Raw genomic sequence first — 25,857 nt, 5'->3', positions numbered from 1 at the left:
AGGAGCGACGTACGGGGGCACGGCGATGGGCGGGACGGGCGGGATCGGTGGCATGACAGCGACAGCCGAGAGCAGCGAGGCGCTGGCCACGCTCCACAAGGTCTTCGGGTACGAGTCCTTCCGGGGCGAGCAGGAAGCGGTCATCGAGCATGTGGTGGCCGGCGGTGACGCCGTCGTGCTCATGCCGACCGGTGGCGGAAAGTCCCTCTGCTACCAGATTCCGTCCCTGGTCAGACCCGGTACGGGCGTCGTGGTCTCGCCACTGATCGCGCTGATGCAGGACCAGGTGGACGCGCTGCGGGCGCTCGGCGTGCGGGCGGGCTTCATCAACTCCACGCAGGACTTCGACGAGCGCCGGGTGGTGGAGGCCGAGTACCTCGCCGGTGAGCTGGACCTGCTGTACCTCGCGCCGGAGCGGCTGCGCCTGGAGTCCACGCGGGAACTGCTGTCCCGCGGCAAGATTTCCGTGTTCGCGATCGACGAGGCGCACTGCGTCTCCCAGTGGGGCCACGACTTCCGCCCCGACTACCTGGCCCTGTCCCTGCTCGGCGAGCGCTGGCCGGACGTGCCGCGGATCGCGCTCACGGCGACCGCCACCGACGCGACGCACCGGGAGATCACCGAGCGGCTGAACATGCCGACGGCCCGGCACTTCGTGGCGAGCTTCGACCGGCCCAACATCCAGTACCGGATCGTGCCCAAGGCCGACCCCAAGAAGCAGCTGCTGGGCTTCCTGCGCGAGGAGCACGCCGGGGACGCGGGCATCGTGTACTGCCTGTCGCGCAACTCCGTGGAGCGGACCGCGGAGTACCTCAGTGCCCATGGCATCGAGGCGGTGCCGTACCACGCGGGCCTGGACGCGGGGACGCGCGCGGCGCACCAGTCCCGGTTCCTGCGCGAGGACGGCCTGGTCGTGGTGGCCACCATCGCGTTCGGCATGGGCATCGACAAGCCGGACGTACGGTTCGTCGCGCACCTGGACCTGCCGAAGTCGGTCGAGGGCTACTACCAGGAGACGGGCCGCGCGGGGCGGGACGGGCTGCCGTCCACGGCATGGATGGCGTACGGCCTCAACGACGTCATCCAGCAGCGCAAGCTGATCCAGTCGGGCGAGGGCGACGAGGCCTTCCGGCGGCGGGCGCAGGCGCATCTGGACGCGATGCTGGCGCTGTGCGAGACCGTGCGGTGCCGGCGGGGCCAGCTCCTCGTCTACTTCGGCCAGGAGCCCGACCCGTCCGGCTGCGGGAACTGCGACACCTGCCTGACCCCGCCCGAGACCTGGGACGGGACGGTCGCCGCGCAGAAGGCGCTGTCGACGGTGGTCCGGTTGCAGCGGGAGCGGGGGCAGAAGTTCGGGGCGGTGCAGATCGTCGACATCCTGCTCGGCAAGCGCACCGCGAAGGTGATCCAGTTCGATCACGACCAGCTGTCCGTCTTCGGCATCGGGGAGGAGCTGAGCGACGGCGAATGGCGCGGGGTCGTCCGCCAGTTGCTGGCGCAGGGCCTGCTGGCGGTCGAGGGGGAGTACGGCACGCTGGTGCTCACCGAGGCCAGCGGCGCGGTGCTGCGGCGCGAGCGGGAGGTGCCGCTGCGCAAGGAGCCGAAGAAGCCGACGGCCGCCCGCTCCTCGTCGGGGGCGTCCGGGTCGTCCGGGGCGTCCGGGAAGGGCAGGGCGAAGGCCGCGGCGGCAGAGCTGCCGGAGCAGCTCCAGCCCGCCTTCGAGGCACTGCGGGCCTGGCGGGCCGAGCGCGCCCGCGAACAGGGTGTTCCGGCGTATGTGATCTTCCATGACGCGACCCTGCGGGAGATCGTGACGGTCTGGCCCTCGTCGGTGCGCGAGCTGGGAGGCGTCGGCGGAGTGGGGGAGAAGAAGCTGGCGACCTACGGTGAGGGCGTGATCGAGGTCCTGGCGGGGCTGGACGGCACGGCGGGTGAAGGCGCGGCCGCCGGGACGGCCGCGGCGCCGACCAAGGCGCCGGCCGAGGCGCCGACCGAGGCGCCGACCAAGACTCCGGCCGCGGGGCCGGAGGACGACCACTGGCCCGAGCCGGACACCGAGCCCGACTTCGAACCGGAACCGGAGGACTGGGCGTAGCCGCCGCGGGGCGTGGCTGACCAGGTGAGGGCCCGGCGGCCGTCAGGGATCAGCCCAGCGCCGTCAGCCCCGGCGCGAAGGTGATCAGCAGGGGCAGCAGCGGAACCAGCGCCGCCGCTGCCGTGGTCAGCGCCCTGCGGTGGCGGGTCAGCCGGGGCGGGGGAGCCAGGAGACGGTCCACCCGCTCGCCCAGCAGGCGGCGGCTGGAGGCGCAGGAGAGCACGCCTCGGTGCTGGTTCAGCTCGATCAGCGCCAGCGCCGTGGTCAGGTGACCGCAGCGGCGGGAGGCCGTGTCGTCGGCGGCCAGTTCGACCAGGCGGTGGGTCTGGTCGCAGAAGTGGGCGAACAGCGGGATACGGGGGAAGCCGGTGGCCAGTGCAGTGGAGAGGTGCAGCAGCCAGTCGTGGTGGGCGCGGGCGTGGCCGCGTTCGTGGGTGAGGACGGCGTCCAGCTGGTGGTCGGTCAGCCGGTGCAGGGCACCCGTGGTGACGATCAGCTGGGGTGGGCTGCCCGGCATCCACCAGGCGTCCGGGTACTCGTCCTCCAGCACCAGCAGGGGGCCGCGTGCGGCGGGCAGGCCGGGCGGCAGGTCCGGGGCGCGTTCCTGCAGATGCGCCCTGGCCACACCCCGGCCGCGGCGGGCCTCGACCAGTTGCCGGCCGAGCATCGCCGTCGTCCAGGCGGCGCCGCAGGCCAGCAGCAGGGTGAGACCGGAGGCCCACAGGGGCGCCGCGGAGAGGTCGTAGGCGGCGGTCACCGCGGGCGGCGCGGGTGCGAAGACATGGTCGCGGACGGTGTGGAAGACGGCGGCCGCGCCCAGGACCAGGGCCGTCAGACAGCACAGCAGCACGGTGGCGACCAGGCACTGCCACACCCACAGGCCGACCACCGGCTCCCGTTCGGGCCAGGCGGCCCGGGTCAGGGAACGCGGCACCGGCACGGCGGCCGTCAGCGCGACGGCGCTCAGCAGGAGCAGGCAGACGGTCATGCCACGGGCTCCGGATCCTGATCGGGACGAGTGCGGCTCGGGGCGGGAGCGCGCGGGCCAAGTGCGGCGGGTGCCGCGCGTACCGTCCACCGCCCAGTATGACGGCGGCGGACGGTGCACGGCAGTGGTCGGGAACCACCCGCGGCAGGACCGGGACCGGCCGGGTAGCGGCCCGGGGGAGTCGGCCACGAGCCTCAACTCCCCTGCGGACCGCTGCTCTTCAGCGGGGGCGAGCCCGAGGGGTCAGCCGGACACCACGCGTCCGGTGACCTCGCCGAGCCCCACCCGGGAGCCGTCCGTGCCCCGCGCCCAGGCCGACAGGGTCACCACGTCGCCGTCCTCCAGGAAGGTCCGCTTGCCGTCGGGGAGTTCGAGGGCGTCGCGGCCGTTCCAGGTCAGCTCCAGCAGGGAGCCGCGCTCGTGTTCCGCCGGGCCGCTGACGGTGCCGGAGCCGTAGAGGTCGCCGGTGCGCAGGGAGGCGCCGTTGACCGTCATGTGGGCCAGCTGCTGGGCGGCGGTCCAGTACATCGTGGAGAAGGGGGGTTCGGAGATCACATGGCCGTTGAGGGAGACCGTGATGCGCAGGTCGTAGCCGCCGGGTTCCTCGGACGCGTCGTCCAGGTAGGGAAGCAGTGCGTGGGTGCGCTCCGGCGGCGCCACACGGGCCGCGTCGAGGGCGTCCAGCGGGGTGATCCACGCCGACACCGAGGTGGCGAAGGACTTGCCGAGGAACGGGCCGAGGGGGACGTACTCCCAGGCCTGGACGTCCCGCGCGGACCAGTCGTTGAGCAGGCACAGGCCGAAGACGTGCTCGCGGAAGTCGGCGAGGGCGACCGGGCTGCCCATCGCCGAGGGCGCGCCCACCACGAAACCGACCTCGGCCTCGATGTCCAGGCGGACCGAGGGGCCGAAGACCGGGGCCGCGTCGGTGGGTGCCTTGCGCTGGCCCGAGGGCCGTACGACGTCCGTGCCGGAGACCACGACGGTGCCGGAGCGGCCGTGGTAGCCGATCGGGAGGTGCTTCCAGTTCGGGGTGAGGGAGTCCGCCGCGTCCGGGCGGAAGATCTGGCCGACGTTGCGGGCGTGGTTCTCGGAGGCGTAGAAGTCGACGTAGTCCGCGACCTCGAAGGGCAGGTGCAGGGTCACCGAGGAGAGCGGGTGGAACAGCGGCTCGATGGTCTCCCGGTGGGACGGGACGGTGACCCAGGCCGTCAGCGCGCGGCGCACGTCGGACCAGGCGGTGCGGCCGGCGGCCAGCAGCGGGTTCAGCGTGGGCCGGGCCAGCAGGGAGGAGTACGGGGAGCCCAGCGCCAGCGCGGCCGCGCCCGCGTCGAGGACGTGATCGCCGAGCCGTACGCCGACCCGCCGCCCGCTGTCGTCGCCGGGGACGGAGAAGACACCGTACGGAAGGTTGTGCGGGCCGAAGGGGTCGCCCTCGGGGACATCAAAGGGGGGCATGGGTACTGCCTCACTCTCGTGCGTGCCACGGGTCCGTGTCGTCGCCGCACACGTTACGGGTGGGGCACCCGTCTTGGGCAGTGCGTATGGTGCGGTGCCGTCGGCAGGGGAGGAGGCAGGGGAGGAGGCCGGCGAGGAGGCCGAAGAAGCGGCCGCCGAGTCGCCCGCGGTCGGCCGTCGTGCGAGCCGCACTCCAACTCCGCCGCGGTCCGTTCCGGTCCCCGGGCGAACGCCGTGCGGCGGCAGGGGAGTTGGCGGGGTCCGGTGGACTCGTGCTCGGCCGGTTCCCGCTTGAGTCGGGAGCGCGTCCTGTCCGTATTCTCTGATCATGGCCGCACCCCTCGCATATTCACTTGTCGCCACCGACCTGGACGGCACGCTGCTCCGTGGCGACGACACGCTCTCCGACCGGTCGTACGCCGCGCTCGCGCGGGTGGCGGAGTCCGGAGCCCGGCATCTGGTGGTGACCGGCCGCCCGGCTCCCCGGGTCCGGCCGCTCCTGGAGGACCTGGGCCGCGGGGGGCTCGCGGTGTGCGGGCAGGGCGCGCAGGTGTACGACGCCGGCGCGGACCGACTGCTGTGGTCCGTCACCCTGGACCGGGAGCTGGCGGAGACCGCGCTCGGCAAGATCGAGGCCGAGGTGGGTCAGGTCTACGCCGCGGTCGACCAGGACGGCGTCGACGGGCTGACGCTGATCGAGCCCGGCTATCTGATGCCGCACCCCACCCTGCCCGCGGTGCGGGTCGGGCGCCGCGACGATCTGTGGTGCGAGCCGATCAGCAAGGTGCTGCTGCGCCATCCGGAGCTGTCCGACGACGAGTTGGCGGCGACGGCGCGCACGGTGGTGGGCTCGCTGGCCACGGTCACCATGTCGGGACCCGGGACCGTCGAGCTTCAGCCGTGCGGCATCACCAAGGCGACGGGCCTGGCGCTGGCCGCCGACCATCTGGGCCTCGGCCCGGAGCGGACCATCGCCTTCGGCGACATGCCCAACGACATCCCGATGTTCGACTGGGCGGCCCACGGGGTGGCGATGGCCAACGCCCACCCCGAACTCAAGGCGGTGGCGGACGAGGTCACCACGTCGAACGAGGACGACGGCATCGCCGTCGTCCTCGAAAGACTCTTCCCGCGGGGCGTCTGATCAGTAGGCGCCGAAGACGTTGTCGATCGAGCCGTACCGCTGGGCCGCGTAGTTGCAGGCGGCGGTGATGTTGGCGACCGGGTCGTACGGGTCCCACGAGGTGCCGGCCACGTGGTAGGCCCGGAAGGTCGGGTCGATCACCTGGAGCAGGCCCTTGGACGGGGTGCCGGCGGCGGCGTTGGAGTCCCAGTTGTTGATCGCGTACTGGTTGCCCGAGGACTCCCGGATGACGTTGCGGTAGATCCCGTTGTAGGTGCCGGGGATCCCCTTCTCCGCCATGACCTGGAGGGAGGCGCGGATCCAGCCGTCGAGGGTGTTGGAGTACCCGAGCGAGGTGGCCGTGGTGACCGTCGGGGTGGCCGCGGAGGCGGTGGTGGAGCCGATGAGCGGGAGCGCCAGTACGGCGGCTCCGGTGCCGATGACGGCGAGCTTGCGGGCGATACGGGTGCGGCGCTGAGCGGCAGCAGGCATGACTGTGTTCCTCTCCGGCGCCTGCGAGGTGAGCTGTCGGGTTCGGGCGGGAGCTGCCCGGCCGCGCACCCCGAAGGACACGCGACTGCACCCCGAGCCGTTCCGGCGCGTCCGAGGACGTCCGGTCCGGCGGCTTACCTGTGGGTCCCCCGCTCCTGCCGTACGAAGAAAATTCGGTGGAATCGGGCGGCGGCAGGATTCGGCGTCCGCCCGACAGGCCGGGAACGTATGCGAGAGCGCATGTCCGAAACAAGTAGCGGATTCACATATCCAGGGTTTTGATCTTCATCGGGGGGTGTGGGGCAAATGATCGTTTGCTGTCGCCAAGGCTCAACTGGGAAGCGGGGGACGCATGTCGGCGTGATTCTGCGGACGGGCTGTGGGTGGATGTGCGTGAGTCAAGTCACGCGTGCGCGCAAGGAGTATCAAATCGGGCAATAGGCTCAATGGTGTTTTATCGCCGACTCGTTCGCAGGGCTGGAGGGCGTGCCGGAAGGTGTTCCGGAGGGTGCGCCGATCGGCCTCGATTCGAGGCGGACTCCACCGTGGCCGCGTAAGTCGGTCGATATCGGGTCTTATCGGGTGATCAAAAAACATGGACGCCATGATCCGATACCGCCCGTCGTGGACCGGCGGGCGGCATCGGTGATCGAAACCTGACCGGATACGCTGACTTGAGTGAAGGCAGCGACCTATCGACAAACCGCGTAATCGCCGGAAGACACCAGCAGACAGGAGACCCCTCGTGACCGTCGTCGGGCCGTTCGGGCTGAGCGTGCGGGACCAGGCTCTGGAAGCCGATGTCCAGGCCGGGATGGCGGCTGTCGAGGAGGGACTGCTCGAGGCCACCAAGAGCGAGGTCCCCTTCATCACCGAGGCCGCCCAGCATCTCGTGCGCGCGGGCGGGAAGCGGTTCCGGCCGCTGCTCGTGATGCTCGCCGCGCAGTTCGGCGACCCGTACGCGCCGGGGATCGTGCCGTCGGCCGTGGTGGTGGAGCTGACCCACCTGGCGACGCTCTACCACGACGACGTGATGGACGAGGCCGACGTCCGGCGCGGGGTGGACAGCGCGAACACCCGCTGGGGCAACTCCGTCGCCGTCCTCACCGGGGACTTCCTCTTCGCCCGCGCGTCGCACATCCTCGCCGACCTCGGCCCGGAGGCGGTCCGGGTGCAGGCCGAGGCGTTCGAGCGGCTGGTCACCGGCCAGATCCTGGAGACGGCGGGCCCGCAGGACGGCCGCGACCCCGTCAGCCACTACCTCGACGTGCTGGGCGGCAAGACGGGCTCCCTGGTGGCCGTGTCCTGCCGCTTCGGCGCGATGATGTCGGGGGCCGACGAGACGGTCGTGGACGTGCTCACCCAGTACGGCGAGCGGCTCGGGGTCGCCTTCCAGCTCGCCGACGACGTGCTGGACATCGCCTCCGACTCCCACGAGTCGGGGAAGACCCCGGGCACGGACCTGCGCGAGGGCATCGCGACCCTGCCGGTGCTGCGGCTGCGGGAGCGGGCGGAGCGGCTGGGCCTCGCCGAGGACATCGCGCTCTGCGAGCTGCTCGACTCCGACCTGACCGACGACACCCGCCACGCCGAGGCCCTCGCCGCGCTCCGGGCGCACCCGGCGCTGGAGCAGGCCCGCCGCGACACCGTGCGCTACGCGCAGGACGCGCGCGCCGCCCTGGCGCCGCTCCCCGAGTGCGACGCGAAGGCGTCCCTCATGGAGCTGTGCGACGCCGTGGTCCACCGGGCGGGCTGACCGCCCGGACCCCTCCGTACGTCCAGGGCCGGCCACCGGCCCTGAGAGGGCGGTGCCGCTCGCGACCCCTACGGGTCGGGGGAGGTGCCGCCCTCTCGTGTCATACCGCAGGTGTACACGGAGTTGAGTCCGGGGTCTGACGCTTCGTCGCCGCCGATTTGGTCAGATGGTGACTACGGAAAACACCACTCCTCACCGATTCGGGTGAGAATGGCGGCTACGGGCTGGACGCACGGGAGTTGGCAGGCCGCCGCCGACGACGGAGGTAAGGCACACATGGCACCGTACGGATCCGACGACAGCACGACCGGGGACGAGACCGACGACCTGCGATCGGGGCGGCGCAAGGCGGCGCGGTACGTCGTCCCCGTGGCGGTGGTGGGCGTGGCGGCGGCGACCATCGGCCTGGTCCCGGCGCTCGCCGACTCCGGCGACCCCGACCTGCCGGAGATCAGCGCGCAGCGGCTCATCGAGAAGATCGCCGCGTCCGACGTACAGCAGCTGTCCGGGACGGTGAAGATCAGCACCGATCTGGGGCTGCCCGACCTCGGCGGGCTCGGGGGCTCGCTGGCGTCCGGGGCGATGGACTCCGGGGACGGTTCGGCCGCCGACCCGTCGGCCAAGCTCACCGAGCTGGTCTCCGGTACGCACACGCTGCGCGTCGCCGCCGACGGCCCCGACCGGCAGAAGCTCTCGGTGCTGGAGAACGCCGCCGAGTACAGCCTGATCCACAACGGCAAGGACGTCTGGGGCTACGACAGCGCGTCCAACGAGGTCTTCCACGGCACCGCCGACGAGAGTGCCGAGCGCCAGAAGGAGGTCCCGGCCACGCCCAAGGACCTCACCGAGGAGGCCCTGAAGGCGGTCGACGACACCACGTCCGTCACCGTCGACGGCACCGCGCACGTCGCGGGACGGGACGCCTACCGCCTCGTCATCAAACCCAAGCAGTCCGGCACCACGGTCGGCCAGATCACCGTCGCCGTGGACGCCGGGACCGGGATGCCGCTGAAGTTCACGCTGACCCCGGCGAGCGGCGGCGCCGCCGTGGTGGACGCGGGCTTCACCCAGGTCAGCTTCGCCAAGCCGGCCGCCTCGACCTTCGACTTCAGCCCGCCCAAGGGCGCGAAGGTCACCGAGGAGGGCGAGTTCGAGGCCCCCGAGGAGAAGCATTCCAAGGCGCCCGAGCGGGCCCCGGAGAGCGAGCCGAAGGTCATCGGCGAGGGCTGGAACTCCATCGCCGTCCTGGACACCGGCGGTGAGGGCATCCCCTCCGGCTCCGAGGTCGGCGGCGACCTGGGCGGCTTCATGGACTCGCTCGGGGACAAGGTGAAGGGAGAGTTCGGCGAGGGCACGGTCTTCAAGACCCGCCTGGTCAACGCCCTCATCACCGAGGACGGAACGGTCTACGTCGGCGCGGTCACCAAGGACGCGCTGGTCAAGGCCGCCGACGCCGGGCAGTAGGGCGTCCATGACGGAATGGTGGCGAGGCACCGTGAAGGACGGGTAGTAAGGCACCCATGACAGAGACGTCCGCCGCGGAGCCGGCGCCCGAAGGGCCTCGCGCGGGTGACGGAGTGATCGTCACCCGCGCGCTCACCAAGCGCTACCGCGGCGGACAGCTCGCCGTCGACGGACTCGATCTGACCGTCCCGGCGGGCAGCGTCTTCGGCTTCCTGGGCCCCAACGGCTCCGGCAAGACCACCACGATCCGCATGCTGATGGGCCTGATCGAACCCACCTCCGGCACCGCCCGGGTGCTCGGCCGCCCCATGCCCCGCGCCACCCGGTCCGTCCTGCCGCACGTCGGCGCCCTGATCGAGGGCCCCGCGCTCTACGGCTTCCTCTCCGGCCGCGACAACCTCCTGCGCTACGACGCCGCCGACCCCACCGCCGACCCCCGCACCCGCGGCCGACGCGTGGCGGCGGCACTGGACCGGGTGGGCCTGACGGCCGCCGCGGGCAAGAAGGCCAAGGCGTACTCGCTCGGCATGAAGCAGCGCCTGGGGCTGGCCTCCGCCCTGCTCCAGCCGCGCCGGTTGCTGGTGCTGGACGAGCCGACCAACGGCCTCGACCCGCAGGGCATGCGCGAGATCCGCTCCCTGATACGCGAGTTGGCCTCCGACGGCACCACCGTCTTCCTCTCCTCGCACCTGCTCGACGAGATCGAGCAGGTGTGCACGCATGTGGCCGTGATGACCCAGGGCCGGCTCGTCACCCAGGGCGCGGTCGGCGAGCTGGCGGCCGGGATGCGCGGCCGGCTCTCCGTCACCACGCCCGACACCACCGACGCCGCCCGGATCCTGAAGGAACAGGGCGCCGCCGACGTCGTCGTCACCGAGGACCGGGTCACCGCAGAGCCCCCCGACCGCGATCCCGCGGAACTCAACGCGGCCCTGGTGACCGCGGGCGTCCGCGTCCGCGGTTTCGGCGTGGAGCGGGCATCGCTGGAGGACGCGTTCGTGGCACTGACCGGAGAGGGTTTCGATGTCGCACGCTGAACCGGTCCGTCCGGCAAGCCCGTTGTGGACGTTCGGCCTGCTGCGCAGCGAGCTGCGCACGACGCTGATCCGCTGGCGCACCCTCGCCCTGCTGGGGGTGCTGGCCGCCGTTCCGGTCCTGGTCGGCGTCGCCGTCCGGATCGAGACCGGGGACGGCGGATCGGTCGGCGGGGGAGGCGGCGGCGAAGGACCCGCGTTCATCGCGCAGATCACCAACAACGGCCTGTTCCTGGTGTTCACCGCCCTCGCCGCCACCCTGCCGTTCTTCCTGCCGATGGCCGTCGGGGTGGTCGCGGGCGACGCCGTCGCCGGCGAGGCCAACGCGGGCACCCTGCGCTACCTCCTGGTCGCCCCCGCCGGCCGCACCCGGCTGCTGCTCACCAAGTACACGACCACCATGGCCTTCTGTCTGCTGGCCACGCTGACGGTCGCGGTCTCGGCGCTGACGGTCGGCGCGCTGCTCTTCCCGCTGGGCGAGCTGACCACGATCTCCGGAACCCGGATCAGCTTCGCCGAGGGACTGGGCCGCGCCCTGCTGATCGCGCTGGTCGTCGCCGCCTCACTGACCGGGGTGGCGGCCCTCGGCCTCTTCGTGTCGACCCTGACCAACAGCGGCATCGCGGCGATGGCGACGACGGTGGGGCTGCTGATCACCGTCCAGATCCTCGACCAGATCCCCCAGCTGCACGCGATCCACCCGTACCTGTTCTCGCACTACTGGCTGTCCTTCGCCGACCTGATGCGCGAACCCGTCTACTGGGACGACCTGGTCAGGAACCTCGGTCTCCAGGCCCTGTACGCCGGGGTGTTCGGCACGGCGGCCTGGGCGCGGTTCATGGCGAAGGACATCACCGCCTGAGCCGTCAGCCCTCGTGCGGGAACCGCGCGAGGGGGGTCTCGCCCTGGAAGAACGTCTTGGCGCGGGCCAGCGCCTCCGTGTCCTTCAGTACGTCGCCGGGCTTGCTGCCGTTGCCGAGCAGCACCCCGCCGAAGCGCATCCCCAGGTAGGCGGCCGAGTTGTTGAGCGTGCCGACCAGCGGGTCGGCGACGGCCGGTTCGTGGTCGGCGAAGGCGGTGACGCCCCAGAGGGTGCGCCCGGCCATCGTCGCCTTGAAGTCCAGGCCGGGGGTGCGCAGCCAGCCGGACCAGTAGTCGAGGTAGCGCTTGGTGTGGGCTGAGACCGAGTACCAGTACAGCGGGGACGCGATCACGATGTCGGTGGCCGCGAGGGTGGCGTCCAGCAGCAGGGCCGTGTCGCCCTCCGTCGCGCGGACGTGGTCGCTGTCGTGGCGCAGGTCCACGAAGTCCGGCAGCGGGTGCGCGGCCAGCTCGACCCACTGCTGCTCGACGTCCGCGGGGAGCTGTTCGGCGGCGCGGCGGGCGAGCAGTTCGGTGTTGCCGTCGGGGCGGCTACTGCCGAGGACGAACAGGAAACGGCGGGTCATGGGTCCCCCAGGGATGCGATTGGTCGGCGTACGCGAACAAACTGCATCTGCATTATATGCGTACGCAAGCATTTGTCGAGTCACGGGGGGTGAGGTCCTGGAACGAGGCTGTGACGCGCCGGTGACGTGTGGGAGGGGGGCCGGCGGAGACACTCGACGTAGGTGTTGCCAGCGAGTGAGGAACCGATGACTCGACTCAGCCGTGCGGAGAATCGGGCGATGGGTGGGCAGGGGGGACGGGGACGACAGGACGGGATCGCGCATCCCGCCGCTGTCGAGGACCCCGTGGTTCCCGCCGCGCCCGCGCCCGTGGTCGCGGGTGCCGACGGCACCGCTCCGATCGAGGTCCGCGTCCCCGCGGGTGGCCCCGGCCGCGCCTCGGTGGACGGTGTCCCTGTCGTGGCTGCCGCCGGGCAGGAGATCCAGCAGGCGGTGCTGCGCCATCTGCATCGCGTCGCGCTCGCCGCCGGCCGCCCCGTGTTCGCCACGATCCGGGACGACCGGACCGGCTACGCCGTACCGCTCCGCGTGAACCTGGACGGATCGAGCGAACTGACGGGGGACCCGGAGGACACGACTCTTCCGGTCGCGCCGGGGGTGCGCCCATCGGGGGTGCCTGCGGCGGGTGTGGCCCCCCAGGGCCCGGTCGGACCGGCCTTCTCGGGGACGTCCTCGCCGGGGGCGGCCGCACCCGAGCCGACGGCCCCCGCTCGCCGGGACAGCCCCACCCATCTCCGGCGCCCGCTGCCGGGCTCCGAGCCTGCCTTTCCGTCGTCGGCCGACCACCGTGTTCCGGCTTCTCTGTCGTCGGCCGACCGCCGTGCTCCGGCCTCTCCGTTGTCGGCCGACCGTGTTCCGGCTTCTCCGTTGTCGGCCGACCACCGTGTTCCGGCTTCTCTGTCGTCGGCCGACCACCTCGCTCCGGCCTCTCCGCCGTCGGCCGACCACCCCGCTCCGGCCTCTCCCCCGTCGTCCGGACCGGGCGCGGCGCCCGGCACGGTGGCCCCGCCCACGGGCGTGTTCGGACCGCCGCCGGTGATGAACGTGCACCCGGCGACCCCTCCCGGCGCCCACTCCCACGTCGGGGCCTACACCCGCCCGGTCACCCAGGTCCGCCCCCACCTCGACGAGCCGCCCCCGCCGCCCAAGCCGATCCCGACCGCATCACCGGCCGCCCGACCCTCGACCCCGACCCCACCCCCGGCGCCCGCCACCACCTCCGGTTCCCGGCGGACCCCCACGCCCGCCCGTACGCAGACCCCGCCCATGGGCCCGGCCTACGCCTCGGGATCCGACGTGAGTCCGAAGGCGCCCACGCCGCCCCGGGGTTTCGACGCCGTGGCCGAGGCGGTGCTGGGCGACGAGACCCCGCCCCGCGGCACCGCGCTCCTCGCGGAACCGGTCGCCCGGATCAACGAGGCGGTCCGGCAGGGCCGTACCCAGGACGCGGCGGAACTCGCGGAACGCACCGTGACCGAGTCGACCGGCACGCTCGGCCCGGACCACCCCGAGGTGCTGCGCCTCCGCGAGCTGAGCGCCTACATCGCCTACCTGAGCGGCGAACCGGCCCGCGCCTTCGCCCTCTCCCTCGACCTGGCACGCACGCACCACCGATCCCGGGACGCCGAGTCGGCCTACGGCAACGTCATGAGCGCGGCGACCGCTTGGCGTGGCGTACGCGATCCCGAGTCCGGCCTTCGCTTCGGCCGGGACCTGATCGCGCTGTGGGAGGAACTGGTGGCGGAGGGCGGCCCGGCCGCCGAGGACTCCGAGCAGCTGGAGTCGGCGCACGCCCGCATGGACCGCCTCACCGCGCGGGCCGCCGACGCCGCCCGGAGCCCCGGCTAGACCGCGGCGCCCCGGCTGGGCCATGGGGTCCCGGCCGGGCCGTGGCACGTCAGGGCACGCACAACGCGTGGCACCTCAGTGCACACAGAACTCGTTGCCCTCCGGGTCCGCCATCACCACCCAGGATCCGGACGGCTCCGCGACCTCCCGCAGGACGCTCGCGCCCAGCTCACCCAGCCGCGCGACCTCGGCCTCCCGCTGTCCGGACGGGGTGTGCAGATCGAGATGGAGCCGGTTCTTGACCGTCTTCTCCTCCGGTACGCGCTGGAACAGCACCCGGCGCCCGAGGCCGGTCCCGCTGTCCTCGTCGTAGGGGTCCTCGGGATGTCGTACGCCGACCAGGTCCCGGAAGGCGAGCCGGGCATGGAACTCGACGGTGGCCGCGCGCGGCAGCGCGCCGAGTTCCAGCAGCCGTTCGATGAACGCGCCGTTGTCCTCGACCTCGTAGCGCAGCGCGGCGGCCCAGAAGTCCGCCTGGGACTGCGGCTCGGCGCAGTCGACGACGAGCTTCCAGTGCAGCGGAGCGGGTGCTGATGCGGTTTCAGGGCTCTGCGTCATGCCGTCACTTATAGCCGCCGCCACTGACAGAACCGCGTCGGCGGGGCGCGGACGCTACGGCCTGGCGTCCACCGGATCGGGCCCCGAGGCCACCTTGTCGGCGTCTCCTACGGGGCCGGCGGCGGCGGTGGGGCTGACCATCTCGGCCCGCAGGGACCGGGTGACCCGCGCGGCCCGTGCCGAGCGCCAGGCGTCGGCGGTGAGCAGCGTCAGCGCCAGCCAGACGAGCGCGAACCCGGCCCAGCGCTCGGCGGGCATGGCCTCGTGGAAGTAGAGGATGCCCAGCAGGAACTGGAAGACGGGCGCCAGGTACTGCAACAGGCCCAGGGTGGACAGCGGCACGCGGATCGCGGCCGCTCCGAAGCAGACCAGCGGCAGCGCGGTGATGAGCCCGGTCATGGCCAGCAGCACCGCGTGGCCCGGTCCCTCGGTGGTGAAGGTGGAGCCGCCGTCGGCCGACAGCCACAGCAGATAGGCCAGCGCCGGCAGGAACTGGATCGAGGTCTCCGCGGCCAGCGACTCCAGGCCGCCGAGGTTGACCTTCTTCTTGACCAGACCGTAGGTGGCGAAGGAGAAGGCCAGCACGAGGGAGATCCACGGGGGACGGCCGTAGCCGACGGTGAGGACCAGGACCGCGGCGAAGCCGACCCCGACGGCGGCCCACTGCACCGGCCGGAGCCGTTCCTTCAGCAGCAGGACGCCCATCGCGATGGTGACCAGCGGGTTGATGAAGTAGCCGAGGGAGGCTTCGACGACCCGGTCGTTGTTCACGGCCCAGATGTAGACGCCCCAGTTCACGGCGATCACGGCCGAGGCGACCGCGATCAGCGCCAGGCGCCTCGGCTGCCGCAGCAGCTCGGCGGCCCACCGCCACCGCCGTACGACCAGCAGGGCCAGGACGACCACGACGAGCGACCACACCATCCGGTGGGCCAGCACCTCGAAGGGGTCGGCGGGCTTGAGCAGCGGGAAGAACAGAGGGAACAGCCCCCACATCCCATAAGCCGCGAAGCCGTTCAGCAGTCCTATGTGCCGCTCGCCCCTCGGCTTCCCGCTCACGGGCCCTCCCTCTGGTCGTACTCGCCGGGAAGAAGGTAGCGCCGATCGCCCTCGGCTGTCATGCCCGTATCGCCATACGGTCATGACACCCGAGGGTGTGGGTCCCGAGCGGGCCGTCAGCCCTTGACGGCCGCGGCGACGGCCTCGGCGAACGGCGTCGTCGGACGCTCCGCCAGCCGGGACAGATCCCCGGAGGAGACGACCAGTTCGCCCTTGGCCATCGAGGCGTCGACGCCGACGAGGACGTCGGCGAACATCTCGGGCATGCCGGAGCCGGTGAGGATGCCCTTCATGACCTCCCCGGAGACGGCGTTGTACGCGATCTCCCGGCCGGTCTGCCGGCCCACCTCGGCGGCGTACTCCGCGAAGCTCCACGCCTCGTCGCCGCCCAGTTCGTACGTCCGGTTCTCGTGCCCCTCGCCGGTGAGCACGGCGACGGCGGCCGCGGCGTAGTCGGCGCGTGAGGCGGAGGAGACCCGGCCCTCTCCGGCGGCGGACACGACGGCGCCGTGCTCCAGGACGGGGGCGAGGTTCTCGGTGTAGTTCTCGTGGTACCAGCCGTTGCGCAGCAGCACGTAGGGGACGCCGGAGGCGGTGAGCGCCTTCTCGGTGCCGCGGTGGTCGTCGGCGAGCGCGGCCGTCAGGCTGCCCGGGGCGCTGGTGTAGGCGAGCAGCGCGACACCTGCCGCCTTGGCTGCGTCGATGACCACCTGGTGCTGGGCGACGCGGCCCTTGTCGAACTCGTTGCCGGAGATCAGCAGCACCTTGTCGCCGGCCGCGAACAGGCCGTCGAAGGTCTCGGGCGCGTTGTAGTCGGCGACCGCGATGCGCACCCCGCGTTCGGCGAGGTCGGCGGCCTTCTCCGGGGTGCGGACGACGGCGGTGATCCGGTCGGCCGGCACCCGGTCGAGCAACTGCTCCACCACGTGGCGGCCCAGGTGTCCGGTGGCTCCGGTGACGACGATGCTCATGATGAAAACTCCTCGTGGGGTGGTCTGGTACTCACCGTAGGAGGAGTACTAACTTCTGGAAAGTACCCACTTTGAAGTAAGGTACTTCCATGGTGGTAAGTGTCACGGAGCAGGAATGGAAGCCCGACGGTGAGACCATGTGTCCCTACCGGCTGGTGCTGGAGCATGTCACCAGCCGCTGGGGTGTGCTCGTCCTGATCGGTCTGCTGGAGCGCCCCCACCGCTTCAGTGAGCTGCGCCGGGCGATCGGCCGGGTCCGTCCGGTGAGCGAGAAGATGCTCACCCAGACCCTGCAGACCCTGGAACGCGACGGCATGATCCACCGCGACGCCAAGCCGGTCATCCCACCCCGCGTCGACTACTCCCTCACCGACCTGGGCCGCGAGGCGGCGGAACAGGTACGGGGGCTGGCGGAGTGGACGCAGGTCCGGATGGCCGACGTGCGGGAGGCCCGGGAGCGGTACGACGCGGAGAAGGCCCGCGGCTAGGGAGAGTCGGCGAGGTCGAGTCGGCGAGGGCCCGGTCACCTCCGAGGTGACCGGGCCCATTCCCGCTGTCCGGCACGGTGGTCAGCCGACGACCGTCCATGTGTCGCCGCCGGCCAGCAGTGCCGCGAGGTCGCCCTTGCCGTTCTGCTCGATGGCCGCGTCCAACTGCTCGCCCATCTGCGTGTCGTAGACCGGCCGGTCCACGCTGCGGAAGACCCCGATCGGGGTGTGGTGCAGCGTGTCCGGGTCGGCGAGGCGGGAGAGCGCGAAGGCGGTCGTGGGCGACGCGGAGTGCGCGTCGTGGACCAGGATCTCCCCCTCGTTCTCCGACGTCACCGTGACCACCTTCAGATCGCCCGTCGCACGGTCCCGGACCACACCCCGCGCACCGTCGGCGCCGAACCGGATCGGCTCGCCGTGCTCCAGCCGGATCACCGCCTCCTCGGCCTGCTGCCGGTCCTTGAGGACGTCGAAGGCGCCGTCGTTGAAGATGTTGCAGTTCTGGTAGATCTCCACCAGCGCGGTGCCCGGATGGGCAGCGGCCCGGCGCAGCACCTCGGTGAGGTGCTTGCGGTCGGAGTCCACGGTGCGGGCGACGAAGGACGCCTCCGCCCCGATCGCCAGCGACACCGGGTTGAACGGCGCGTCCAGCGAGCCCATCGGCGTCGACTTGGTGACCTTCCCGACCTCGCTGGTGGGGGAGTACTGACCCTTGGTCAGACCGTAGATCCGGTTGTTGAACAGCAGGATCTTGAGGTTGACGTTCCGGCGCAGGGCGTGGATGAGGTGGTTGCCGCCGATGGACAGCGCGTCTCCGTCCCCGGTCACCACCCACACCGACAGATCGCGGCGGCTGGCGGCCAGCCCGGTGGCGATGGCGGGCGCACGGCCGTGGATCGAGTGCATCCCGTACGTGTTCATGTAGTACGGGAAGCGCGAGGAGCAGCCGATGCCCGAGACGAACACGATGTTCTCGCGCGCCAGGCCCAGTTCGGGCATGAAGCCCTGCACCGCCGCCAGAATCGCGTAGTCACCGCACCCCGGGCACCAGCGCACCTCCTGATCGGACTTGAAGTCCTTCATGGACTGCCTGGCCTCGGCCTTGGGAACGAGCGAGAGCGCCTCGACCGTGCCCGTGCCTTCCCTGGACGTCTCAGCCATCGATGGCCTCCTTCAGAGCCGTTGCGAGCTGTTCGGCCTTGAACGGCATTCCGTTGACCTGGTTGTACGAGTGGGCGTCCACCAGGTACTTGGCCCGGATCAGCGTGGCGAGCTGACCCAGGTTCATCTCGGGGACGACGACGCGGTCGTAGCGCCCCAGAACGTCACCGAGATTGCGCGGGAAGGGGTTGAGGTGCCGCAGATGAGCCTGCGCGATGCGGTGCCCGGCGGTGCGCAGCCTGCGGACGGCCGCGGTGATCGGGCCGTACGTCGAACCCCAGCCCAGGACCAGGGTGTCGGCCTCGTCCGGGTCGTCGACCGCCAGGTCCGGCACGTCGATGCCGTCGATCTTCGCCTGCCGGGTGCGCACCATGAAGTCGTGGTTGGCGGGGGCGTAGGAGATGTTCCCCGTGCCGTCCTCCTTCTCGATGCCGCCGATGCGGTGCTCCAGACCGGGCGTGCCGGGCACGGCCCAGGGCCGGGCGAGCGTCTGCGGGTCGCGCTTGTACGGCCAGAAGACCTCGCTGCCGTCCTCCAGCACGTGGTTCGGCCCCTGCGCGAACTGCACCTGGAGGTCAGGGAGTTCGTCCAGCTCCGGGATGCGCCAGGGCTCGCTCCCGTTGGCCAGGTAGCCGTCGGAGAGCAGGAACACCGGAGTCCGGTACGTCAGCGCGATACGGGCCGCCTCCAGGGCCGCGTCGAAGCAGTCCGCCGGTGTCCGCGGCGCCACGATCGGCACCGGGGCCTCGCCGTTGCGGCCGTACATCGCCTGGAGCAGGTCCGCCTGTTCCGTCTTGGTCGGCAGACCGGTCGACGGGCCGCCCCGCTGGATGTCCACCACCAGCAGCGGCAGCTCCAGCGACACCGCGAGGCCGATCGTCTCCGACTTCAGCGCCACACCGGGACCGGAGGTGGTGGTCACCGCGAGCGAACCGCCGAACGCCGCCCCCAACGCCGCCCCGATACCGGCGATCTCGTCCTCGGCCTGGAAGGTCCGCACTCCGAAGTTCTTGTGCCGGCTCAGCTCATGGAGGATGTCGGAGGCCGGGGTGATGGGGTACGAGCCCAGGAACAGCGGCAGATCCGCCTGCCGGGAGGCGGCGACCAGGCCGTAGGAGAGCGCCAGGTTCCCGGAGATGTTCCGATAGGTGCCGACGGGGAACGCCTTGGCGGCCGGCGCGACCTCGTAGGAGACCGCGAAGTCCTCCGTCGTCTCACCGAAGTTCCAGCCCGCGCGGAACGCCGCGAGGTTCGCCGCCGCGATCTCCGGCTTCTTGGCGAACTTCGACCTCAGGAACTTCTCCGTGCCCTCGGTGGGCCGGTGGTACATCCATGACAAGAGGCCGAGCGCGAACATGTTCTTGCTGCGCTCGGCCTCCTTGCGGGACAGGTCGAATTCCTTGAGGGCCTCCACCGTCAGTGTCGTCAGCGGCACCGGATGCAGGTGGTAGCCGTCCAACGAGCCGTCCTCCAAGGGCGAGGAGGAGTAGCCCACCTTCTGCATCGCCCGTTTGGTGAACTCGTCGGTGTTGACGATGATCTCCGCGCCGCGCGGCAGGTCCTGGACGTTCGCCTTCAGGGCCGCCGGGTTCATCGCGACCAGCACGTTCGGTGCGTCGCCCGGAGTGAGGATGTCGTGGTCGGCGAAGTGCAACTGGAAGGAGGAGACGCCGGGCAGGGTCCCGGCGGGAGCGCGGATCTCGGCGGGGAAGTTCGGCAGCGTCGAAAGGTCGTTGCCGAAGGATGCCGTTTCCGAGGTGAACCGGTCACCGGTGAGCTGCATACCGTCACCCGAGTCCCCCGCGAACCGGATGATCACCCGGTCCAGCCGGCGGACGTCCTTGCCCGTCGCCGGATTGCGCTGTTCTCCCACTACTGCTTCGTCGGCCTGCTCCGCTGGGCTGCTGACCTGGCTGGTCACTGAACTGGACCTCCCTCGAGGCGGCTGTCGGGGAGGGGCCTTCCCGCAGGCCCTCCCCACAGGATCAACCCTACGTCCGTAAAGGTCGCATTCCCCGGGCCATTCGCATGACGGACACGGTTTTGAGACGCTTTGCCACCCTGACTTGTCATGATTTACGAGCCCCCCGACGCTCTCTGTGAAGACGCTCCCCGCTCGTGGTGTGGTTCTCCGGCCGGCGGCACCCGTCGACCCTGGCTGACACAGTGTCAGTTCGTCATGAGTTCAGGTAGGTCAGCACCGCCAGGACCCGCCGGTGGTCCCCGTCGCTCGGGGACAGTCCGAGCTTCAGGAAGATATTGCTGACATGCTTCTCCACCGCCCCGTCGCTGACCACGAGTTGACGGGCGATGGCGGAGTTGGTCCGCCCCTCGGCCATCAGTCCCAGTACCTCCCGCTCCCGCGGGGTGAGCCCCGCCAGCACGTCCTGCTTGCGGCTGCGCCCCAGCAGCTGCGCCACCACCTCCGGGTCCAGCGCGGTGCCTCCCTCGGCGACCCGCACCACCGCGTCGACGAACTCCCGGACCTCGGCCACCCGGTCCTTGAGCAGATACCCCACACCACGGCTGGAACCGGCCAGCAGTTCGGTGGCGTAGCGCTCCTCCACGTACTGTGACAGCACGAGCACACCGAGTCCCGGATGGGCCTTGCGCAGTTGCACTGCGGCCCGGACCCCTTCGTCGGTATGGGTCGGCGGCATCCGTACGTCCGCGACCACGACGTCCGGCAGTGCGCCCTGCGCGTCCAGGTCCGTGATCGTCTTGACCAGCGCTTCTCCGTCGCCGACGCCGGCGACCACCTCGTGCCCGCGGTCGGTCAGCAACCGGGTCAGGCCCTCCCTGAGCAGCACTGAGTCCTCGGCGATAACCACCCGCACCTTGTCCTCCACGACGTCCGGCCCCCCGAGCCTGTTGTCCTCGGCCGGTTGTCCCCGGCCTTGCCCCACGGCTCCTCAGTATCCCGCGATCGGCCTTTCCTCACCGGGCCTGTGGATAACCTGGCCTGCCGATTTCCGGGCACCCGTGACCGGCGGGGAACGTCCGACGGGCGGGGGCACCCGCGGCACGCGCAAACGTCCGCCCGGACGGCCCGAACGTGTCCGCCCGGACGGCCCGAACGTGTCCGCCCGGACGCGCGAAAGTGTCCGCCGCCCGGGCCGGAACCCGGGAGACGGACACGGAGAGCGAGAGGCGCTACACCGCCCGCCAGGGCAGCTCGGCCGTGATTCGGGTGGGACCACCGGCCGGCGAGTCCACGACCAGGATCCCGTCCACCGCGTCCAGCCGTTCCGTGAGACCCGCGAGACCCGAGCCGGCCGAGGTGTCCGCGCCGCCGACGCCGTTGTCCACCACCTGGATCATCAGCCGGTTCTCCACCCGCCAGACGTCCACGCCCGCCCAGGTGGCCCGCGCGTGCTTGCTGATGTTCTGGAGCAGCTCGGAGACGGTGAAATAGGCGATGCCCTCGATGGCGGGCACCGGCCGCTGGGCCAGATCGACCTGCACCTCGACCGGCACCGTGCACCGGGAGGCCACCGAGGACAGGGCCGCGTCCAGGCCCCGGTCGGTCAGCACCGCCGGATGGATGCCACGGGCCAGGTCGCGCAGTTCCTGAAGGGCCGTCTTCACCTCGCCGTGCGCCTCGTCCACCATGCGCGCCGCGGCCTGCGGGTCCTCGGCCAGCTTCTCCTTCGCCAGCCCCAGGTCCATGGCCAGCGCCACCAGCCTGGCCTGCGCCCCGTCGTGCAGATCCCGCTCGATGCGCCGCAGGTCGGCGGCGGCCGTGTCGACCACGACCCCGCGGTCCGACTCCAGCTCCACCACCCGCGTCGCCAGCCGCGACGGCCCGAGCAGCCCGTGCACCAGCAGCCGGTCCACCATCGTCAGCGCCCGCACGATCCAGGGCGTGGCCAGCGTGAAGAGCAGTCCCACCAGCGCCGTCACCGTGATCTCGAACGCGTTGTCGAGATAGATACGGTGCGTCTCGTCGCCGTAGAGCTGTATGCCGCCCTGGCCGCCGTACAGCGGGAACACCCAGAACCACAGGGGGTACGTCAGCAGGGTCCAGCCGATGACCCAGAAGTTCACCGCGACGACGAAGGCGAAGGTCGCCCACGGCAGCTGGAGCACCGCGTACAGCAGCGAGCGCCAGGAGACGCCGCTCTTCAGCACGGCGCCCATCCACGCCATGAAACCCCGCCCGCGCATCCGCAGCGGCTCCGGCTCGGAGACCTCCAGATCCAGCAGCCCACGCGCGCGTGCCCGCTCCAGCGAGCCCAGCCCGCGGCAGCCGGCCAGACCCGCCGCCAGCACCGGGATCCCCAGGAAGGTCACCAGCAGTCCCGCGCCCAGCGACACCATGGTGACCGCGTACGTGAAGAACAGGACGCTGATCGGCAGGCTCAGCAGGACGAAGCTCAGCTCCCGCCAGTGCCGCGCCTCGAACGGTGCCCGCAGCCCGGCGGGCAGCCGGTGCCGCTCCGTCATGTCGAGCCCGTACCCCTGTCCGTACTCCATGGCCATCGACGTCGTCCGTTTCTGCTCGTGTCCTGCGGGTGGGTGCGTACCTCGGGTGCGTACCTCCACCCTCCTGCGTCCCAGGTCCCGGCGACATGGAGTCGTCCGGCGTCTTCGAAGGGGGGTTTTCCCTACCCCCGCTCCGGGACCCGGTCGCGCCAGGGCAGCTCGGCCGTCACCGTGGTGGGCCCGCCCTGCGGGGAGTCGATGACGAACAGCCCGTCCACCGCGCCGAGCCGGTCGGCGAGCCCGCGCATCCCGGTCCCGGCGTCCAGCCGCGCGCCCCCGTGTCCGTCGTCCCAGACCTGGAGCAGCAACCGGTCGTCCGTCCGCCAGACCTCCACCGAGGCCGAGCGCGCGCCACTGTGCTTGCTGATGTTCTGGAGCAGCTCGGAGACGGTGAAGTAGGCGATGCCCTCGATCGCGGCGGCCGGTCGCTCCTCCACGTCGACCGTCACCTTCACCGGCACCGTGCACCGGGAGGCGACCGAGGACAGGGCCGCGTCCAGGCCGCGGTCGGTCAGCACCGCCGGATGGATCCCGCGGGCCAGATCCCGCAGCTCCTGGAGCGCGAGCTTCACCTCGCCGTGCGCCTCCGCCACCATCGCGGCCGCGTAGTCCGGGTCCTCCAGGAGTTTCTCCTTGGCCAGACCGAGCCCCATGGCCAGCGCCACCAGCCGGGCCTGCGCCCCGTCGTGCAGATCGCGCTCGATCCGGCGCAGATCCGCGGCGGCGGTGTCGACCACCACGCCCCGGTCGGACTCCAGTTCGGCGATCCGGCGCTCCAACTCGTCCGACGGGGACAGCAGCCCGCGCACCATCGCCCGGTCCGCGTTGGCGAGGCCCCGCGCGATGAACGGCAGCACCGGCCACAGCACGAACAGCGAGGTCAGCGTGATGGTGAAGGTGAGGATGCCCCACGGCAGCCGGATGAAGTCGTAGAGCACCGTGCGCCAGCCCACCGGGTCCTTCAGCATCAGCCACAACTGTGCGAAGAAGCCGTTGCGGCTGCCGCGCAGCCGCAACGGGCTCGGTTCGTCCACCCGCACCCCGAGCAGCGCGCGGGCCCTCGCCCGCTCCAGCTTGCCCAGCTGCCGGGCGCCCAGCAGCCCCAGCGCGAGCAGCGGGAAACCGACCACCGTCACCGTCATCCCGACCCCGGTGCACAGCATCGTCACCACATAGACGAAGCCGAACAGGGAAGCCGGCAGGTTCACCAGGAGGTGCGCGATCTCCTTCCAGGTGTGCCGGTCGTACGCGAAACGGGCCGGCGGCAGCGGCTCGGCGGTGTCCGCCCGTTGGGCTCGGCCGCCCCTCGGGGCGTGCTGGGGAGACGGATGGCGTTCGGTCATATGGGCTAGCGTGCCGGTCGAGCCGCCCTCGCGCCATGAGGCGGACCGCCGCGCTCCCCTGGGGAAAACCCCACCCACGCCCCACAAGCCGTGACAGGCTGCTTACGCTCGCTTTAGCAGGGCCTAGACTCCCGTGCGTATAGATCGTCGAACGGCTGTGTTCACTGAGGTCAGGGAGCGAGGGACGGACGTGCCGGAAACGACCGTCGTCGTCGCGGCGGACAAGGGTGTCGTCGTCTCGGCGGATTACTTCCAGTCCTACTCGGTCGTCGGACTGCTCGCCCTGGTCGGCGTGCTGTTCGTCGCGGTCGCCTTCGGGGCCGGGCGCCTGCTGCGCCCCGTGGTCCCGACCCCCGAGAAACTCATGACGTACGAGTGCGGCGTCGACCCCGTCGGCGAGGGCTGGGCCCACACCCAGGTCCGCTACTACGTCTACGCCTTCCTCTACGTGATCTTCGCCGTGGACTCGATCTTCCTGTTCCCCTGGGCGACGGTCTTCGCCGCGCCCGGTTACGGCGCCACCACCCTCGTCGAGATGTTCATCTTCCTCGGCTTCCTGACCGTGGGGCTGCTGTACGCATACAAGAAGGGCGTCCTGGCATGGACGTGACCCCCTCCCCTTCCGAGCCCGTGCCGCTGCCGGAGCCGAAGCGGCTGGGCGCGCTCGCCCGACTGGCGCCCGAGCCGATGAAGGTGGTCCTGAACTGGGGCCGTCGCTACTCGCTCTGGGTCTTCAACTTCGGCCTCGCCTGCTGCGCGATCGAGTTCATCGCGGCGTCGATGGCCCGCCACGACTTCATCCGCCTCGGCGTGATCCCCTTCGCGCCGGGCCCGCGCCAGGCCGACCTGATGGTCGTATCCGGCACGGTCACCGACAAGATGGCACCCGCGGTCAAGCGCCTGTACGAGCAGATGCCCGAGCCGAAGTACGTCATCTCCTTCGGCGCGTGCAGCAACTGCGGCGGCCCGTACTGGGATTCGTACGCGGTCACCAAGGGCGTCGACCAGATCATCCCGGTGGACGTCTACGTACCGGGCTGCCCGCCCCGCCCCGAGGCGTTGCTCCAGGGCATCCTGAAGCTCCAGGAGAAGATCGCCCGGGAGTCGCTGGGGGAGCGGTACGGGGTGACGCGTCCTTCTGCGGCGGCGTTGCAGAGCGGACTGGTGCAGGGGCCTGCGGCTGGGTCAGGGTCTGCTTCTTCCAACGGCTCGGCCGGGGAGCCGAGTTCCCGATCCGCGGGGGAATCCGCTCCGGGTTCCGGGGCCGAGTCCGGGTCCGGGTCTGAGTCCGGGTCCAGGGCTGACTCCGAGTCCGCTTCCGGCTCCGGCTCCGGGGAGGCGAGATGACCACGATCGGCTGGCTGCCGGCCACCGCCGAGGAACTGTTCGGCACGGGGGCCACCGCCGAGGAGTCCTACGAGGTCCTGACCGTCGACGTACCGCCGGCGTCCTGGACCGCGGCGCTCCGCACGGCGCGTGACGAACTCGGCTGCACCTACTTCGACTGGCTGAGCGCCGTCGACGAACCCGGCACCGGGTTCCGCGTGGCCGCCCACGTGGCAGCCCTGGCCCCGGTACGCCGACTGCTCCTGCGCACCACGGTGCCGCACGAGGCCCCGGTACTGGAGTCCGCGGTCACCGTCTTCGCGGGGGCGGCCTGGCACGAGCGCGAGACGCACGAAATGTTCGGAGTCACCTTCGAGGGCCACCCCGGACTGGACCACCTCCTCCTCCCGGAGACCTTCGAGGGACACCCCCTGCGCAAGGACTTCGTACTCGCCGCGCGCGTCGCCAAGGCATGGCCGGGCGCCAAGGAGCCCGGCGAGTCCGACCACGGCGGCCCCAAGCGCCGCCAGATGCTTCCCCCCGGCGTCCCCGACCCCAACGAGTGGGGCCCGCTCAAGGGCCAACTGCCCGCAGCCCCGGCCCGTCCGGCCCGGGGAGCGGGCCGCGCGGCGGGCGAGCGTCCGGCGCGTGGCACGGCCGCGGGGGACCGTCCCGTACGCCGTACCCGGTCCGTGACGGAGGGCTCGGCGAGCCAGAGCGCGGCCACGGAGGCGGCGGAGGCGGCTGCGCCGGAGGTCGC

General features: G+C 71.4%; 23 protein-coding genes and 1 riboswitch. Of the genes, 11 read left to right on the top strand and 12 right to left on the bottom strand.

The annotated features are described in order from the left end of the window. Window positions 1-25 precede the first annotated feature (25 nt). On the top strand, window positions 26-2,095 hold the full coding sequence (gene recQ, locus AB0E07_RS34415) for a DNA helicase RecQ (protein WP_362260902.1): 2,070 nt from the start codon (window positions 26-28) through the stop codon (window positions 2,093-2,095). A 49-nt stretch (window positions 2,096-2,144) separates the two neighbouring features. On the opposite strand, the gene AB0E07_RS34410 is transcribed toward recQ, so the two are convergent. Together AB0E07_RS34410 and fahA are read right to left on the bottom strand one after the other, a co-directional pair. After that, a complete protein-coding gene (locus tag AB0E07_RS34410) occupies window positions 2,145-3,083 on the bottom strand; it encodes a M56 family metallopeptidase (RefSeq protein WP_362260900.1) in 939 nt (312 codons plus the stop codon). Window positions 3,084-3,326: 243 nt separating this feature from the next. Next, complete coding sequence (fahA, locus tag AB0E07_RS34405) at window positions 3,327-4,541, bottom strand: fumarylacetoacetase (RefSeq protein ID WP_362260898.1); 1,215 nt, start codon at window positions 4,539-4,541, stop codon at window positions 3,327-3,329. A gap of 328 nt (window positions 4,542-4,869) precedes the next feature. On the opposite strand from fahA, the gene AB0E07_RS34400 reads away from it, so the two are divergent. After that, the gene (locus tag AB0E07_RS34400) at window positions 4,870-5,685 is read left to right on the top strand and encodes an HAD family hydrolase (RefSeq protein WP_362260896.1); all 816 of its coding nucleotides are present in this window, start codon (window positions 4,870-4,872) and stop codon (window positions 5,683-5,685) included. Here the strand turns inward: AB0E07_RS34400 and AB0E07_RS34395 are convergent, their stop codons facing one another. Continuing rightward, a complete protein-coding gene (locus tag AB0E07_RS34395; protein WP_362260894.1) occupies window positions 5,686-6,156 on the bottom strand; it encodes a transglycosylase SLT domain-containing protein in 471 nt (156 codons plus the stop codon). A 5-nt stretch (window positions 6,157-6,161) separates the two neighbouring features. Beyond that, a riboswitch (cyclic di-AMP (ydaO/yuaA leader) is annotated at window positions 6,162-6,345 on the bottom strand. Window positions 6,346-6,901: 556 nt separating this feature from the next. Here AB0E07_RS34395 and AB0E07_RS34390 point away from each other — a divergent pair. From AB0E07_RS34390 to AB0E07_RS34375, 4 genes are all read left to right on the top strand, one after another. Further along, the gene (locus AB0E07_RS34390; RefSeq protein ID WP_362260892.1) at window positions 6,902-7,912 is read left to right on the top strand and encodes a polyprenyl synthetase family protein; all 1,011 of its coding nucleotides are present in this window, start codon (window positions 6,902-6,904) and stop codon (window positions 7,910-7,912) included. A gap of 276 nt (window positions 7,913-8,188) precedes the next feature. Then, a complete protein-coding gene (locus AB0E07_RS34385) occupies window positions 8,189-9,376 on the top strand; it encodes a DUF2092 domain-containing protein (RefSeq protein WP_362260890.1) in 1,188 nt (395 codons plus the stop codon). A gap of 56 nt (window positions 9,377-9,432) precedes the next feature. Beyond that, window positions 9,433-10,413: an ABC transporter ATP-binding protein gene (locus AB0E07_RS34380; RefSeq protein WP_362260888.1), complete on the top strand. Its 981-nt coding sequence runs from the start codon at window positions 9,433-9,435 to the stop codon at window positions 10,411-10,413. Continuing rightward, window positions 10,400-11,272 (top strand): ABC transporter permease, encoded by an 873-nt coding sequence (locus AB0E07_RS34375; RefSeq protein WP_362260887.1) that lies wholly within the window; start codon window positions 10,400-10,402, stop codon window positions 11,270-11,272. Before AB0E07_RS34380 ends, AB0E07_RS34375 begins: the two co-directional genes overlap by 14 nt. A 4-nt stretch (window positions 11,273-11,276) precedes the next feature. Here the strand turns inward: AB0E07_RS34375 and AB0E07_RS34370 are convergent, their stop codons facing one another. Then, window positions 11,277-11,858 (bottom strand): NAD(P)H-dependent oxidoreductase, encoded by a 582-nt coding sequence (locus AB0E07_RS34370; RefSeq protein WP_362260885.1) that lies wholly within the window; start codon window positions 11,856-11,858, stop codon window positions 11,277-11,279. 219 nt (window positions 11,859-12,077) lie between these two features. Here AB0E07_RS34370 and AB0E07_RS34365 point away from each other — a divergent pair, with 219 nt between their 5' ends. Continuing rightward, the gene (locus tag AB0E07_RS34365) at window positions 12,078-13,706 is read left to right on the top strand and encodes a tetratricopeptide repeat protein (protein ID WP_362260882.1); all 1,629 of its coding nucleotides are present in this window, start codon (window positions 12,078-12,080) and stop codon (window positions 13,704-13,706) included. Between the two features lie 75 nt (window positions 13,707-13,781). Here the strand turns inward: AB0E07_RS34365 and AB0E07_RS34360 are convergent, their stop codons facing one another. From AB0E07_RS34360 to AB0E07_RS34350, 3 genes are all read right to left on the bottom strand, one after another. Then, window positions 13,782-14,264, bottom strand: coding sequence for a VOC family protein (locus AB0E07_RS34360; protein ID WP_362260880.1), 483 nt, complete (start codon window positions 14,262-14,264; stop codon window positions 13,782-13,784). A gap of 54 nt (window positions 14,265-14,318) precedes the next feature. Then, window positions 14,319-15,323 carry an EamA family transporter RarD gene (gene rarD / locus AB0E07_RS34355; protein WP_362260878.1) on the bottom strand — a complete coding sequence of 335 codons (1,005 nt, stop codon included), beginning with the start codon at window positions 15,321-15,323 and terminating at the stop codon, window positions 14,319-14,321. 116 nt (window positions 15,324-15,439) lie between these two features. Beyond that, window positions 15,440-16,294, bottom strand: coding sequence for an SDR family oxidoreductase (locus AB0E07_RS34350; protein ID WP_362260876.1), 855 nt, complete (start codon window positions 16,292-16,294; stop codon window positions 15,440-15,442). Window positions 16,295-16,383: 89 nt separating this feature from the next. Here AB0E07_RS34350 and AB0E07_RS34345 point away from each other — a divergent pair, with 89 nt between their 5' ends. Continuing rightward, window positions 16,384-16,782 carry a helix-turn-helix domain-containing protein gene (locus AB0E07_RS34345; RefSeq protein ID WP_362260874.1) on the top strand — a complete coding sequence of 133 codons (399 nt, stop codon included), beginning with the start codon at window positions 16,384-16,386 and terminating at the stop codon, window positions 16,780-16,782. Between the two features lie 81 nt (window positions 16,783-16,863). On the opposite strand, the gene AB0E07_RS34340 is transcribed toward AB0E07_RS34345, so the two are convergent. The 5 genes from AB0E07_RS34340 to AB0E07_RS34320 form a co-directional block, all read right to left on the bottom strand. Beyond that, window positions 16,864-17,943, bottom strand: a complete 1,080-nt coding sequence (locus AB0E07_RS34340; RefSeq protein WP_362260872.1) for a 2-oxoacid:ferredoxin oxidoreductase subunit beta — start codon at window positions 17,941-17,943, stop codon at window positions 16,864-16,866. After that, the gene (locus tag AB0E07_RS34335) at window positions 17,936-19,864 is read right to left on the bottom strand and encodes a 2-oxoacid:acceptor oxidoreductase subunit alpha (protein ID WP_362260870.1); all 1,929 of its coding nucleotides are present in this window, start codon (window positions 19,862-19,864) and stop codon (window positions 17,936-17,938) included. Before AB0E07_RS34335 ends, AB0E07_RS34340 begins: the two co-directional genes overlap by 8 nt. Window positions 19,865-20,120: 256 nt before the next feature. Then, window positions 20,121-20,780, bottom strand: coding sequence for a response regulator transcription factor (locus AB0E07_RS34330; RefSeq protein ID WP_362260964.1), 660 nt, complete (start codon window positions 20,778-20,780; stop codon window positions 20,121-20,123). A 316-nt stretch (window positions 20,781-21,096) separates the two neighbouring features. Further along, window positions 21,097-22,425, bottom strand: coding sequence for a sensor domain-containing protein (locus AB0E07_RS34325; RefSeq protein WP_362260868.1), 1,329 nt, complete (start codon window positions 22,423-22,425; stop codon window positions 21,097-21,099). 125 nt (window positions 22,426-22,550) lie between these two features. Continuing rightward, complete coding sequence (locus tag AB0E07_RS34320; protein WP_362260866.1) at window positions 22,551-23,771, bottom strand: sensor domain-containing protein; 1,221 nt, start codon at window positions 23,769-23,771, stop codon at window positions 22,551-22,553. 190 nt (window positions 23,772-23,961) lie between these two features. Between AB0E07_RS34320 and AB0E07_RS34315 the strand changes: the two genes are divergently transcribed. The 3 genes from AB0E07_RS34315 to AB0E07_RS34305 all read left to right on the top strand — a co-directional run. After that, on the top strand, window positions 23,962-24,381 hold the full coding sequence (locus AB0E07_RS34315; RefSeq protein ID WP_362260864.1) for an NADH-quinone oxidoreductase subunit A: 420 nt from the start codon (window positions 23,962-23,964) through the stop codon (window positions 24,379-24,381). Continuing rightward, window positions 24,372-25,118 carry an NADH-quinone oxidoreductase subunit B family protein gene (locus AB0E07_RS34310; protein WP_362260862.1) on the top strand — a complete coding sequence of 249 codons (747 nt, stop codon included), beginning with the start codon at window positions 24,372-24,374 and terminating at the stop codon, window positions 25,116-25,118. The genes AB0E07_RS34315 and AB0E07_RS34310 overlap by 10 nt, the downstream gene beginning before the upstream one ends. Continuing rightward, window positions 25,115-25,857, top strand: a 743-nt coding sequence (locus AB0E07_RS34305; RefSeq protein ID WP_362260860.1) for an NADH-quinone oxidoreductase subunit C, incomplete at its 3' end; no start/stop codon positions are given. The genes AB0E07_RS34310 and AB0E07_RS34305, both read left to right, overlap by 4 nt.

The sequence above is a fragment of the Streptomyces sp. NPDC048002 genome (assembly GCF_040653275.1).
In the GTDB taxonomy this organism is placed as follows: Bacteria; Actinomycetota; Actinomycetes; order Streptomycetales; family Streptomycetaceae; genus Streptomyces.
Note: the sequence above shows the minus strand (reverse complement) of the source record. Positions and strands in the feature narration are given on the sequence as shown.